At 57.5% G+C, this 12559-nt stretch carries 15 protein-coding genes; 14 read left to right on the top strand and 1 reads right to left on the bottom strand.

The annotated features are described in order from the left end of the window. Positions 1-20: 20 nt before the first annotated feature. The 3 genes from secD (at position 21) to JQ845_RS15150 (ending at position 3463) form a co-directional block, all read left to right on the top strand. Positions 21-1889 (top strand): protein translocase subunit SecD, encoded by a 1869-nt coding sequence (gene secD / locus JQ845_RS15160; RefSeq protein ID WP_003443396.1) that lies wholly within the window; start codon positions 21-23, stop codon positions 1887-1889. Positions 1890-1898: 9 nt separating this feature from the next. Next, positions 1899-2813, top strand: coding sequence for a protein translocase subunit SecF (gene secF / locus JQ845_RS15155; protein WP_003443393.1), 915 nt, complete (start codon positions 1899-1901; stop codon positions 2811-2813). A 122-nt stretch (positions 2814-2935) separates the two neighbouring features. Then, complete coding sequence (locus JQ845_RS15150; RefSeq protein ID WP_003443390.1) at positions 2936-3463, top strand: glycine zipper 2TM domain-containing protein; 528 nt, start codon at positions 2936-2938, stop codon at positions 3461-3463. 172 nt (positions 3464-3635) lie between these two features. Here JQ845_RS15150 and suhB read toward each other — a convergent pair whose 3' ends face one another. Next, a complete protein-coding gene (suhB, locus tag JQ845_RS15145) occupies positions 3636-4451 on the bottom strand; it encodes a type III secretion system regulator SuhB (protein WP_003443386.1) in 816 nt (271 codons plus the stop codon). A 143-nt stretch (positions 4452-4594) separates the two neighbouring features. On the opposite strand from suhB, the gene trmJ reads away from it, so the two are divergent. From trmJ to ndk, 11 genes are all read left to right on the top strand, one after another. Then, positions 4595-5365, top strand: coding sequence for a tRNA (cytosine(32)/uridine(32)-2'-O)-methyltransferase TrmJ (gene trmJ, locus JQ845_RS15140; RefSeq protein ID WP_003443383.1), 771 nt, complete (start codon positions 4595-4597; stop codon positions 5363-5365). Between the two features lie 2 nt (positions 5366-5367). Continuing rightward, a complete protein-coding gene (gene cysE, locus JQ845_RS15135) occupies positions 5368-6144 on the top strand; it encodes a serine O-acetyltransferase (RefSeq protein ID WP_203009201.1) in 777 nt (258 codons plus the stop codon). A gap of 242 nt (positions 6145-6386) precedes the next feature. Next, positions 6387-6878, top strand: coding sequence for a Fe-S cluster assembly transcriptional regulator IscR (iscR, locus tag JQ845_RS15130; protein WP_003443378.1), 492 nt, complete (start codon positions 6387-6389; stop codon positions 6876-6878). A gap of 49 nt (positions 6879-6927) precedes the next feature. Beyond that, positions 6928-8142: an IscS subfamily cysteine desulfurase gene (locus tag JQ845_RS15125; protein WP_003443375.1), complete on the top strand. Its 1215-nt coding sequence runs from the start codon at positions 6928-6930 to the stop codon at positions 8140-8142. Between the two features lie 95 nt (positions 8143-8237). Further along, complete coding sequence (gene iscU / locus JQ845_RS15120) at positions 8238-8624, top strand: Fe-S cluster assembly scaffold IscU (RefSeq protein ID WP_003443374.1); 387 nt, start codon at positions 8238-8240, stop codon at positions 8622-8624. Between the two features lie 67 nt (positions 8625-8691). Next, positions 8692-9015, top strand: coding sequence for an iron-sulfur cluster assembly protein IscA (gene iscA, locus JQ845_RS15115; protein ID WP_003443371.1), 324 nt, complete (start codon positions 8692-8694; stop codon positions 9013-9015). Positions 9016-9023: 8 nt separating this feature from the next. After that, positions 9024-9545 carry a co-chaperone HscB gene (hscB, locus tag JQ845_RS15110; protein ID WP_003443369.1) on the top strand — a complete coding sequence of 174 codons (522 nt, stop codon included), beginning with the start codon at positions 9024-9026 and terminating at the stop codon, positions 9543-9545. A 51-nt stretch (positions 9546-9596) separates the two neighbouring features. Next, positions 9597-11459 (top strand): Fe-S protein assembly chaperone HscA, encoded by a 1863-nt coding sequence (gene hscA / locus JQ845_RS15105; RefSeq protein ID WP_003443367.1) that lies wholly within the window; start codon positions 9597-9599, stop codon positions 11457-11459. Positions 11460-11462: 3 nt separating this feature from the next. After that, on the top strand, positions 11463-11804 hold the full coding sequence (gene fdx, locus JQ845_RS15100) for an ISC system 2Fe-2S type ferredoxin (protein ID WP_003443365.1): 342 nt from the start codon (positions 11463-11465) through the stop codon (positions 11802-11804). A 12-nt stretch (positions 11805-11816) separates the two neighbouring features. Beyond that, entirely contained in the window at positions 11817-12017 is a 201-nt protein-coding gene (gene iscX / locus JQ845_RS15095) for a Fe-S cluster assembly protein IscX (RefSeq protein WP_003443363.1), read from the top strand. A 94-nt stretch (positions 12018-12111) separates the two neighbouring features. Then, entirely contained in the window at positions 12112-12537 is a 426-nt protein-coding gene (gene ndk / locus JQ845_RS15090; RefSeq protein WP_003443361.1) for a nucleoside-diphosphate kinase, read from the top strand. Positions 12538-12559 lie beyond the last annotated feature (22 nt).

Genomic DNA, 12559 nt, shown 5'->3' with positions numbered 1-12559 from the left:
TTAAGCGGGCGGCGTGATTGATGCTGAACAAATACCCTCTGTGGAAATACATTCTGATCCTGGCTGTGCTGGCGATCGGTTTTATTTATTCCGCTCCCAATCTGTACCCTGATGACCCGGCAATCCAGATTTCGGGTGCGAGCACGGCTTTGCAGGTCAGCCAGGCTGATCTGGATCGTGCAAGCAAGGCACTGACCGATGCAGGCATTGAAGTCAAGGCAGCCTCTTTGGCCCAGGGCGGCAAAGGTGGTTTGTTGCGTCTGGTCAAGAAAGACGACCAGCTACCCGCCAAGGATGTGGTGCGCAAGGCTTTGGGTGACGACTATGTCGTAGCGCTCAACCTGGCACAGACCACGCCGCAATGGTTGCGTAGTCTGGGTGCTCACCCGATGAAACTGGGTCTGGACTTGTCTGGTGGTGTGCACTTCCTGCTGGAAGTGGACATGGATAAAGCCGTCGATGCACGTATGAAAGTGTACGAAGGCGATGTCAAAAGTCTGCTGCGTAAAGAGAAGGTGCGTTATCGCAGCCTGCCGCAACTCAATGGCGCCATTCAGTTGGGTTTCACTGATGAAGCGGTCCGTGAGCAAGCGCGTAGTCTGATTCGCAAGAACTTCAATGACTTTGACGTAACCACAGCCGATCTCAATGGTCAGCCGGTTCTGCGTCTGGCGATGACCCCGGCCAAGCTGGCGGAAATCCGTGAGTATTCCATCAAGCAAAACCTGACAACGGTCCGTAACCGGGTCAACGAGTTGGGTGTTGCCGAGCCTCTGGTTCAGCGTCAGGGTGCCAACCGCATCGTGGTTGAACTGCCGGGCGTGCAAGACACCGCCGAAGCCAAGCGTATTCTGGGCAAGACGGCCAACCTTGAGTTCCGTCTGGCAGCAGAGCCGGGCGCTTCCAAAGCCACTTCCGAGACGTTCGAATTCCGCGAAGGCAATCGTCCTGGCGCGCAAATCGAGCGCGGTCTGATCATCACCGGTGACCAGGTGACAGACGCTCAGGCAGGCTTTGACGAGCACGGTCGTCCACAGGTGAACATCAAGCTTGATGGTCATGGTGGCGAGCTGATGAGTCGTTCGACCCGCAGCAACGTGGGCCGCAGCATGGCGGTAATCTTCATCGAGCAGCGCCCGGTGACGACTTACACCAAGCAAGTGGTCGACGGTGTCGAGAAGGACGTGCCGACCCAGACGTTCAAGGAAGACAAGAAGATCATCAGCCTGGCGACCATCCAGTCGCCACTGGGCAGCCAGTTCCGGATTACCGGTCTGAATGGCCAGGGTGAGGCTTCCGAGCTTGCCTTGCTGTTGCGTGCCGGTGGTCTGGCAGCGCCAATGTACTTCGCTGAAGAGCGCACCATTGGTCCGAGCCTGGGTGCTGACAACATCACCAAGGGTATCGATGCATCGCTGTGGGGCATGCTGTTCGTGTCGATTTTCATCATTGCCATCTACCGTTTCTTCGGTGTGATTGCGACGGTGGCGCTGGCGGGCAACATGGTCTTGCTGCTGGCTCTGATGTCGGTGCTGGGTGCAACCCTGACCCTGCCGGGGATTGCCGGTATCGTCTTGACCATGGGTATGGCGGTCGATGCCAACGTGCTGATCTTCTCGCGGATTCGTGAAGAGATCGCCAATGGCATGACGGTGCAGCGAGCGATCAATGAAGGCTTCAGTCGTGCATTTACGGCGATTGTCGACTCCAACCTGACAACTCTGCTGGTTGGCGGGATTCTCTTTGCCATGGGTACCGGGCCGGTCAAAGGCTTTGCGGTGACCATGTCCCTCGGGATCTTTACCTCGATGTTCACGGCCATTATGGTGACCCGCGCAATGGTCAACCTTGTGTACGGCGGTCGGGACTTCAAGAAGTTGTGGATTTAAGGGGCTGCCATGTTACGTACAATCAACTTCATGGGCGTTCGCAACGTTGCGTTCGGCGTCACTGTAGTACTCACCGTGCTGGCTTTGTTCAGCATGTTCCACAAGGGCATGAACTACGGCCTGGACTTCACTGGCGGTACGCTCATCGAGCTGACCTACGAGAAGCCGGCAGATCTGACCAAGGTGCGTACCGAGCTTGCCTCGGCAGGCTTCCATGACGCTGTAGTACAGAGCTTTGGTGCTACCACCGACCTGCTGGTGCGTATGCCTGGCGATGATCCGTTGCTGGGCAACAAGGTTGCAGCGGCTCTGGGGCAGGCCGATACGGCTAACCCTGCGGTCATCAAGCGCGTTGAGTTCGTGGGCCCGCAAGTGGGTGAAGAACTGCGCGACCAGGGCGGCCTCGGCATGCTGATGGCGCTGGGCGGCATCATGCTGTACCTGGCCTTCCGCTTTCAGTGGAAGTTCGCGGTGGGCGCGATCGTGTCTCTGGTTCACGACGTGATCGTGACCATGGGCGTGCTGTCGTTCTTCCAGATTACCTTCGACCTGACGGTGCTGGCGGCGGTGCTGGCCATTATTGGCTACTCGCTCAACGACACCATCGTGGTATTCGACCGGGTACGGGAGAACTTCCGGGTGCTGCGCAAGGCCAGCCTGATCGATAACATCAACATCTCGACCACGCAAACCCTGTTGCGCACCATGGCGACCTCGATCTCCACCCTGTTGGCGATCGCGGCACTGCTGATCTTCGGTGGCGATAACCTGTGGGGCTTCTCGATCGCGCTGTTCGTGGGCGTATTGGCGGGTACTTACTCGTCGATCTACATCGCCAACGTGGTGCTGATCTGGTTGAACCTGAGTGCCGAGGATTTGATTCCTCCTGTTGTGACCGACAAGGAGATCGATGACCGTCCATAACGGTTAATCATCTTCGAGTTGTTACCTAAAAAGGCGCGAGTATTGAACTCGCGCCTTTTTTTGTGCTCCAAGGCTGGGATTAGCGTGGGATTTTTCCCATCTGTGATGGTTTGGAGGTTCAAGTGAACAAGTCTTTGCTGGTAGGTGCTGTTTTAGGTGCGGTGGCTGTGACCGCCGGGGGCGCTTTTGCCACCTACACCCTGGTTAAAGGCCCTGAGTCTGCGCAGGTATTGGCTGTTCAGCCGGTCACGCAACAGATCAAGACACCGCGTGAGGTGTGCAAGGATGTGACTGTGACGCGTCAGGCGCCGGTCAAGGATCAGCATCAGATCGTCGGTAGCGTACTGGGTGCAGTCGCTGGTGGTTTGCTGGGTAATCAGGTGGGCGGTGGTAACGGCAAGAAGATCGCCACGGTGGCCGGTGCGGTCGGTGGTGGCTATGCCGGTAACAAGGTTCAGGAAGGCATGCAGAACCGCGATACCTATACCACGACGCAAACGCGCTGCAACACGGTCAACGACATCAGCGACAAGGTTGTCGGTTATGACGTGCGTTACTCGCTGGATGGCAAGGAAGGCAAGGTGCGGATGGATCATGAGCCGGGCAATGAAATTGCCGTCGACAAGCAGGGCAAGTTGATTCTGAATTAATGCCACTGTCGGGGCGGGCTGTTCAGCGGAGCATTGCGGATATCGAGTCTGCTGGTATGTAGCTCGCTCCTGCAGGTATCCGGAGTCCGGTCAAAGGTTGGCCAGGTCTTTGTTGGAATGGCAGTCAAAAAAAAGCACCCCGAAGGGTGCTTTTTTTATGCGCGGAGTTCGCTTAGCGTTTCAGCGAGGCCGGCAGGTGTGGCTGGATTGCGGTCAGTACAGCTTTGAAGCACTTGGTGTTGCCGGCAACGATGTGGCCTTTTTCAAGGAAATCGTGGCCGCCGGTGAAGTCGCTGACGAGACCGCCGGCTTCCTGGATCAGCAGGGCGCCTGCTGCCATGTCCCACTCGGACAGGCCCGACTCCCAGAATGCGTCATAACGGCCGGCTGCAACGTAAGCCAGGTCCAGGCTGGCAGCACCGGCGCGGCGGATGCCGGCAGTCTGGCCAACCAGGCTGCGGAACATGCCCAGGTAGTTATCCAGGTTGTCCATCTGGTTGTCGCGGAACGGGAAGCCGGTACCCAGCAGGGCGCCATCAAGGCTGGTGCGACCGCTGACACGCAGGCGGCGACCATTGAGCTGGGCGCCACGGCCACGGCTGGCGGTGAATTCTTCCTGGCGAACCGGGTCGAGAACCACTGCGTGCTCAAGGCGGCCACGGTATTTGCAGGCGATGCTTACGGCGAAGTGTGGAACGCCGCGCAGGAAGTTGGTGGTGCCATCCAGCGGATCGATGATCCACAGGTAGTCTTCACCTTCACCGCTGCCTGGGTGCATGCCGGTTTCTTCACCGCGGATGCCGTGTGTCGGGTAGGCCTTGCGCAAGGCGTCGATGATTTTCTGTTCAGCAGCACGATCGACTTCAGAGACGTAATCCTTGGCGTCTTTTTCGTCGACCTTGATGGTATCCAGGCGCTCGATGGAGCGGAAAATCAATTCACTGGCGCTGCGGGCGGCGCGCAGCGCGATATTCAGCATGGGCTGCATGGACGTTTCACCTAGGTCGTTAAAGAAAGCCGAATATTCTATCAGAAAAGTTCAGTAGATGAAGGTTTGCATTAGCTTTCGTAGCTTATGGCGTTTCGCTTAGGTAAGATTTGCTCCCTTTTGTTGGCCTGTGAGCGCTTCCTTTGCTGCCTAATATTCGTGTCGTTCTGGTCAATACCAGTCATCCCGGGAACATCGGCGGTGCTGCGCGTGCCATGAAAAACATGGGATTGTCGCGGCTGGTTCTGGTGGAGCCCAGGTTGTTTCCACACCATGAGGCTGATGCCCGGGCGTCGGGGGCGGGTGACATTCTTGAAAATGCACAAGTCGTTGCCACCCTGGAAGATGCCCTGGTGGGTTGTAATCTGGTGCTGGGCACCAGTGCCCGTGATCGTCGTATCCCCTGGCCGCTGCTGGACCCGCGCGAGTGCGGGCAGAAAGTGGTGGAAGAAGCGGGGCAGGGGGCTGAAATCGCCCTGGTGTTCGGTCGTGAAGATTCCGGCCTGACCAATGAAGAGCTGCAGCGTTGCCACTTTCATGTGCATATCCCTTCGGACCCCGAATTCAGCTCTCTGAATCTGGGTGCTGCCGTGCAGGTCTTGAGCTACGAGATCCGCATGTCATGGCTGGCGGCTCAGGGTCAGCCGAGCAAAATCGAAAAAGAGGAAGTGGCTTCCACTAAAAGTGGCGAGCTGGCGACCATGGATGAGCTGGAGCGCTTCTATGAGCATCTGGAGCAGACCCTGGTGGCCATCGAGTTCATGGATCCGGAAAAACCGCGTCACCTCATGGCGCGCTTGCGCCGACTGTACGGGCGCAGCTCGGTCAGTCGTGCAGAAATGAACATTTTGCGTGGCATTCTCACCGAAACCCAAAAAGCAGCTCGTGGCGAGTTGCTCAAGCGCAAGGATTAATGATGTTCGAGCGTCTGCGTGAAGATATCCAGAGTGTGTTTCATCGTGATCCTGCTGCGCGTAATGCTTTTGAGGTGTTGACCTGCTACCCGGGCATGCATGCCATCTGGATTCACCGCTTGTCCGCTTTGCTGTGGGGGGCTGGCTGGAAATGGCTGGCTCGGCTGGTGTCGAACTTCGGGCGCTGGCTGACCGGGATCGAGATTCACCCGGGGGCCAAGGTGGGGCGTCGGTTTTTCATCGACCACGGCATGGGTATCGTCATTGGTGAGACGGCTGAAATCGGCGACGACGTGACCCTTTATCAGGGTGTGACGCTGGGCGGCACGAGCTGGAACAAGGGCAAGCGCCATCCGACTCTGGAAAACGGGGTTGTGGTGGGGGCGGGGGCCAAGGTTCTTGGTCCGTTTACCGTGGGTGCCGGAGCCAAGGTTGGCTCCAATGCCGTGGTGACCAAAGAGGTGCCTGCCGGGGCGACGGTTGTCGGGATCCCGGGGCGCATCATCATCAAGAGCGACGATGAGGCACAAGCCAAGCGCAAGGCCATGGCGGAGAAGATTGGCTTTGATGCTTACGGTGTCGGCGAGGACATGCCGGATCCGGTGGCGCGGGCCATTGGTCAGTTACTGGATCATCTGCAGGCGGTCGACGGCAAGCTTGATGGCATGTGCGGGGCGCTCAAGGATCTGGGCAGCACTTATTGCGCTCAGGACCTGCCGCAGCTGCGCGAAGAGGACTTCGCCTGCGTCAAGGACAAGGATCAAGGCAGGGCGGTCTAGGTCTTGCTTTGACCCCTGGGGAGCTGGTCTGGTGACGCTGCGCTGAGCAGTCGCCGGCCTCTGGGGCCCCGGGGTCTTGCGCGTCAGGTCTTGATGCCTCATGTGCCATTACGCCGCATACCCTGCTACAATGCGCGCGCTGTTTTGCGGGTAATCCCGACTAAAGTACTAGGTCTAATACTTGACTTAAATAGTCGGGAATAGCATACTCGCCTCCATTCCGAATTCCGTGGTACCTGTCCATGAGACTGACTACAAAAGGCCGTTACGCCGTTACTGCAATGCTTGATTTGGCGTTGCACGCACAGCACGGGCCGGTGTCCCTGGCTGATATTTCCGAACGCCAGGGCATTTCCCTATCCTACCTTGAGCAACTGTTTGCCAAGTTGCGCCGCAGCAGTCTGGTTTCCAGTGTGCGTGGCCCGGGCGGCGGCTATCAGCTGTCGCGCGACATGCAGGGTATTCAGGTAGCCCAGGTTATCGATGCAGTGAACGAGTCCGTCGATGCCACGCGTTGCCAGGGGCTTGGCGATTGCCATGCCGGCGACACGTGCCTGACCCACCATTTGTGGTGCGACCTGAGCCTGCAGATCCACGATTTTCTCAGCGGTATCAGCTTGGCTGATCTTGTCACTCGCCGTGAGGTACAAGAAGTAGCCCAGCGTCAGGATCAACGCCGCTGTAATGGCAAGGCGCCACACCTGGATAAGATCGAAGCGTCCGCCGTCGAGTGATTGCATAAAAACGACGGTGCGCCAGCCAGCCTGATTTAGGAGATAGTCCATGAAATTGCCAATTTACCTCGATTATTCAGCCACTACCCCGGTTGATCCGCGTGTTGCTCAAAAAATGAGCGACTGCCTGCTGGTTGACGGCAACTTCGGTAACCCGGCGTCGCGCTCCCACGTATTTGGCTGGAAGGCTGAAGAAGCGGTGGAGAATGGCCGTCGTCAGGTCGCCGATCTGGTTAACGCCGACCCGCGTGAAATTGTCTGGACCTCCGGTGCAACCGAGGCCAACAACCTGGCGATCAAGGGTGCCGCGCATTTCTATGCCACCAAAGGCAAGCACCTGATCACCGACAAGATTGAACACAAAGCCGTCCTCGACACCATGCGTCAGCTGGAGCGCGAAGGCTTTGAAGTGACCTATATCGAACCGGGTACCGACGGTCTGGTAACGCCGGCCATGGTTGAAGCGGCCATGCGTGATGACACCATCCTGGTTTCGATCATGCACGTGAACAACGAAATCGGCACCGTCAACGATATCGCCGCCATTGGTGAGCTGACTCGCTCGCGCGGCGTGTTGTTCCATGTCGATGCGGCCCAGTCCACCGGCAAGGTTGAAATCGACCTGGCAAAACTGAAAGTCGACATGATGTCCTTCTCGGCTCACAAGACTTACGGTCCTAAAGGTATCGGCGCACTTTATGTAAGCCGCAAGCCTCGCGTACGTATCGAAGCTGCCATGCACGGCGGCGGTCATGAGCGCGGCATGCGTTCGGGCACCCTGGCTACCCACCAGATCGTGGGCATGGGCGAAGCGTTCCAGATCGCCAAAGAAGAAATGGCCGCCGAGAACATCCGGATCAAAGCCCTGAGCGACCGTTTCTTCAAGCAGGTTGAACACCTTGAAGAGCTGTACGTCAACGGCAGCATGACCGCCCGCGTACCGCACAACCTGAACCTGAGCTTCAACTATGTTGAAGGCGAGTCGCTGATCATGGCGCTCAAGGATCTGGCCGTGTCGTCCGGCTCGGCCTGTACCTCTGCTTCCCTTGAGCCGTCCTACGTGTTGCGCGCCCTGGGCCGTAACGACGAACTGGCACACAGCTCGATCCGCTTCACCTTCGGTCGTTTCACCACTGAAGAAGAAATTGATTACGCCGCGCAGAAGGTTTGCGAGGCTGTTACCAAGCTGCGCGCACTGTCGCCGCTGTGGGACATGTACAAAGACGGCATCGACATTTCGAAAATCGAATGGGCGGCGCACTAACAATTTAAGTCGCCACAGGCAGGCGCTGTAAACGCAGCGAACAGCAGCATTGCAGCGTCTCAAGAGCGACTCTCTGATGAGTGAGGATTAGTACCATGGCTTACAGCGAAAAGGTCATCGACCACTACGAAAACCCGCGCAACGTCGGCAAGATGGACGCGGAAGACCCGGATGTCGGCACCGGCATGGTGGGTGCACCGGCGTGCGGCGACGTGATGCGTTTGCAGATCAAGGTCAACGAGCAGGGCATCATTGAAGATGCCAAGTTCAAGACCTATGGTTGCGGTTCGGCAATCGCTTCCAGCTCCCTGGCAACCGAGTGGATGAAGGGCAAGACTCTGGATGAAGCAGAGACCATCAAAAACACTCAGCTGGCTGAAGAGCTGGCCTTGCCACCGGTAAAAATTCACTGCTCGGTACTCGCAGAAGACGCCATCAAGGCAGCTGTTCGCGATTACAAGCAGAAGAAAGGTTTGATCTGATCCGTTTGCCCGCTGCCAGCAATGGCGCGGGCAGGGTGATGATACTGGCGATTCGTAAGGAGTCCTGATGGCTATCAGCATGACAGAAGCGGCGGCCCGGCATATTCGTCGTTCCCTTGACGGGCGCGGCAAGGGTGAGGGGATTCGTCTGGGTGTTCGCACTACGGGCTGTTCCGGTCTCGCCTATGTGATGGAGTTCGTTGATGAGGTCGGCAGTGAGGACCAGGTGTTTGAGAGTCATGGCGAAAAGGTGATCATCGATCCCAAGAGCCTGACCTATCTCGACGGTACCGAACTCGATTTCACCAAGGAAGGGTTGAACGAAGGCTTCAAGTTCAACAATCCCAACGTGCGCGGTGAATGTGGCTGCGGCGAAAGCTTCAACATCTGAGGCTACTCGTGGGCACTCCTTGTCATTTCGCATTATTTGAACTGCAGCCGAGCTTCACGCTGGATCTCGAGCAGTTGGCCACGCGCTACCGTGAGTTGGCGCGTGGTGTGCATCCGGATCGATTTGCTGATGCTTCCGAGCGTGAGCAACGACTGGCGCTGGAGCAATCCGCCAGCCTCAACGAGGCCTACCAGACGCTCAAAAGCCCACCCAAGCGCGCGCGTTACCTGCTTGCGATGAATGGGCGTGAGATGCCGCTGGAAGTCACGGTGCATGATCCCGAGTTTCTGATGCAGCAGATGCATTGGCGCGAAGAGCTTGAAGACTTGCAGGACAGCGCCGATATGGCAGGTATTGCTGCATTCAAGCGTCGGCTCAAAGCCGCTCAGGATCAGTTGAACGACAGCTTCGCTGCTTGCTGGAATGATGCAGCGCAGCGCGAACAGGCCGAGCGCCTGATGCGCCGCATGCAGTTCCTCGACAAGCTCACTTACGAAGTGCGCCAGTTAGAAGAGCGCCTCGACGATTAACCCAGTGCCGCCACGGTTGCACGCCTGATATACAGATAAGTCCTGATTACGATGGCCCTACTGCAGATCGCCGAACCCGGCCAAAGTCCTCAACCGCACCAGCGACGTCTGGCTGTGGGGATCGACTTGGGCACTACCAATTCGCTGGTCGCTGCTTTGCGCAGCGGTCTTTCCGAGCCGCTGGCCGATGCTGACGGCAAAGTCATCCTGCCGTCTGCGGTGCGTTATCACGCCGATCGCATCGAGGTGGGCGAGTCTGCCCGTCTGGCGGCTTCCAGTGATCCTTTCAATACCGTGCTGTCGGTCAAGCGCTTGATGGGTCGTGGTCTGTCCGACGTCAAGCAATTGGGCGAGCAGCTGCCTTATCGCTTTGTGGGCGGTGAGTCGCACATGCCGTTCATTGACACCGTGCAGGGCCCGAAAAGCCCGGTAGAGGTGTCAGCCGACATTTTGAAAGTACTGCGCGAGCGTGCTGAAAAAACCTTGGGCGGAGAATTGGTAGGGGCGGTGATCACCGTGCCGGCTTATTTCGATGACGCTCAGCGTCAGGCCACCAAGGATGCGGCGCGACTGGCCGGGCTCAATGTCTTGCGCCTGCTCAACGAGCCGACTGCTGCTGCCGTGGCGTACGGTCTTGACCAGCACGCTGAAGGCGTGGTCGCCATCTATGACCTGGGTGGCGGTACTTTCGATATCTCGATCCTGCGTTTGACCGGCGGTGTGTTTGAAGTCCTGGCCACTGGCGGCGACAGCGCCCTGGGCGGCGACGACTTTGACCATGCGATTGCCAGCTGGATTGTCGAGCAGGCAGGTTTGTCGGCGGATCTCGATCCGGGCACCCAGCGCCAATTGCTGCAAATTGCCTGCGCTGCCAAAGAAGGTCTGACCGATGCTTCGTCCGTATCTGTCGCTTATGGCGACTGGCAGGCCGAGCTGACCCGTGAAGCTTTCGATGCCCTGATCGAGCCGATGATTGCCCGCAGTCTGAAGGCTTGTCGCCGTGCTGTACGTGACTCCAATATTGAGCTTGATGAAGTTCAGGCGGTGGTGATGGTCGGTGGTTCGACCCGCGTGCCGCGTGTGCGCGAAGCGGTTGCCGAAATGTTCGGTCGTCAGCCATTGACCGATATCGACCCCGATCAGGTGGTCGCCATTGGTGCTGCGATTCAGGCCGACACCCTGGCCGGTAACAAGCGTGATGGTGGCGAACTGTTATTGCTGGACGTGATTCCGCTGTCGCTCGGTCTTGAGACCATGGGCGGCCTGATGGAGAAGGTCATTCCGCGCAACACCACAATTCCGGTGGCTCGTGCGCAAGACTTCACCACCTATAAAGACGGCCAGACGGCCATGATGATCCATGTGCTGCAGGGCGAGCGCGAGCTGATCAGTGATTGCCGCTCCCTGGCGCGTTTTGAATTGCGTGGCATTCCACCCATGGTGGCCGGTGCCGCCAAAATCCGCGTTACCTTCCAGGTCGATGCTGATGGTTTGCTCAATGTGACGGCCCGCGAGCTGGGGTCGGGTGTCGAGGCAACCATTCAGGTCAAGCCGTCCTACGGTCTGACCGATGGTGAAATCGCCAAAATGCTCAAGGATTCGTTCCAGTACGCCAGTGACGACAAGGTCGCACGGGTGTTGCGTGAGCAGCAGGTCGATGCTCAGCGTCTGATCGAGGCGGTACAGGCGGCGCTGGATGTTGATGGCGATCGTTTGCTGGACGCCGAAGAGCGGATGGTCATCGAACTGCAAATGCAGGAACTGGCCCAATTGTTGAAAGGCACCGATGGTTATGCCATCGAGCAGCAGACCAAGCGTCTGTCGCAAGTGACCGATGCCTTCGCTGCCCGGCGCATGGACTTGACGGTTAAAGCCGCCCTGTCGGGACGCAACTTGAATGAAATCGAGGAATAACTGATGCCGCAGATCATTTTTCTGCCACACGCCGAGCATTGCCCGGACGGTATGGTTGTTGAGGCTGAGACCGGCAAAACCATTCTCGAAGTGGCCCACGACAATCACATCGAAATCGAAAGCGCGTGCGGCGGTGTTTGCGCCTGCACCACTTGTCACTGTGTGATTCGTGAAGGCTTCGACTCCCTCAATGAGGCTGACGAGCTGGAAGAAGATTACCTCGATCGGGCCTGGGGTCTGGAAGCGACCTCGCGCCTGAGCTGTCAGGCCCGGGTTGGCACTGAAGACATCACGGTCGAAATTCCGAAATACTCGCTCAACCACGCCGCCGAAGCGCCGCACTGATAAGGAATTGTCATGAGCCTTAAATGGGTTGATGTGCAGGAAATCGCGATACAACTGGCCGAAGCCCACCCGGATGTCGATCCGCTGACGGTGAATTTCGTCAAGCTGCGCAACCTGGTCATGGCGTTGCCTGAGTTCGATGACATCCCTGATCGTGGCGGCGAGAAGGTCCTCGAAGCCATTCAGGGCTTGTGGATCGAAGAAGCTGACTAAACTTGCAACGCGCGTAATTATGAAATACCCAAGAACCCGCGTATAATTCGCGGGTTTAATTTTTCGCTTAAATCACTGTTTCTGGAGTTACACCATGGCTGTTCAACGCACTTTCTCCATCATCAAGCCTGACGCTGTTGCAAAAAACGTTATCGGCGAGATCACCACCCGTTTTGAAAAAGCCGGCCTGAAGGTTGTAGCTTCCAAACTGAAGCAACTGTCCAAAGCTGAAGCTGAAGGCTTCTACGCTGAGCACAGCGCTCGTGGCTTCTTCGGCGACCTGGTTGCTTTCATGATCTCCGGTCCGGTTGTTGTTCAGGTTCTGGAAGGCGAAAACGCCATCGCTCTGAACCGCGAACTGATGGGCGCTACCAACCCTAAAGAAGCAGCTGCCGGCACTATCCGTGCTGATTTCGCTGAATCCATCGACGCTAACGCTGTTCACGGTTCCGACTCTGAAGCAGCTGCTGCTCGCGAAATCTCCTACTTTTTCGCAGCTACTGAAGTAACCACTCGCTAAGTATTGGCTCGTGAGTGAGGGT

The sequence above is a fragment of the Pseudomonas paraversuta genome, from assembly GCF_904063065.1.
Taxonomy (GTDB): Bacteria; Pseudomonadota; Gammaproteobacteria; order Pseudomonadales; family Pseudomonadaceae; genus Aquipseudomonas; species Aquipseudomonas paraversuta.
This window is presented reverse-complemented; position numbering and strand designations above follow the sequence as displayed.

What these genes read in the sequence shown, in the direction of transcription:
- secD (WP_003443396.1), top strand. Translation starts at nt 21, where the DNA reads ATGCTGAACAAATACCCTCTGTGGAAATACATTCTGATCCTGGCTGTG.
- secF (WP_003443393.1), top strand. Translation starts at nt 1,899, where the DNA reads ATGTTACGTACAATCAACTTCATGGGCGTTCGCAACGTTGCGTTCGGC.
- suhB (WP_003443386.1), bottom strand. Translation starts at nt 4,451, where the DNA reads ATGCAGCCCATGCTGAATATCGCGCTGCGCGCCGCCCGCAGCGCCAGT.
- cysE (WP_203009201.1), top strand. Translation starts at nt 5,368, where the DNA reads ATGTTCGAGCGTCTGCGTGAAGATATCCAGAGTGTGTTTCATCGTGAT.
- iscR (WP_003443378.1), top strand. Translation starts at nt 6,387, where the DNA reads ATGAGACTGACTACAAAAGGCCGTTACGCCGTTACTGCAATGCTTGAT.
- JQ845_RS15125 (WP_003443375.1), top strand. Translation starts at nt 6,928, where the DNA reads ATGAAATTGCCAATTTACCTCGATTATTCAGCCACTACCCCGGTTGAT.
- iscU (WP_003443374.1), top strand. Translation starts at nt 8,238, where the DNA reads ATGGCTTACAGCGAAAAGGTCATCGACCACTACGAAAACCCGCGCAAC.
- iscA (WP_003443371.1), top strand. Translation starts at nt 8,692, where the DNA reads ATGGCTATCAGCATGACAGAAGCGGCGGCCCGGCATATTCGTCGTTCC.
- hscA (WP_003443367.1), top strand. Translation starts at nt 9,597, where the DNA reads ATGGCCCTACTGCAGATCGCCGAACCCGGCCAAAGTCCTCAACCGCAC.
- fdx (WP_003443365.1), top strand. Translation starts at nt 11,463, where the DNA reads ATGCCGCAGATCATTTTTCTGCCACACGCCGAGCATTGCCCGGACGGT.
- iscX (WP_003443363.1), top strand. Translation starts at nt 11,817, where the DNA reads ATGAGCCTTAAATGGGTTGATGTGCAGGAAATCGCGATACAACTGGCC.
- ndk (WP_003443361.1), top strand. Translation starts at nt 12,112, where the DNA reads ATGGCTGTTCAACGCACTTTCTCCATCATCAAGCCTGACGCTGTTGCA.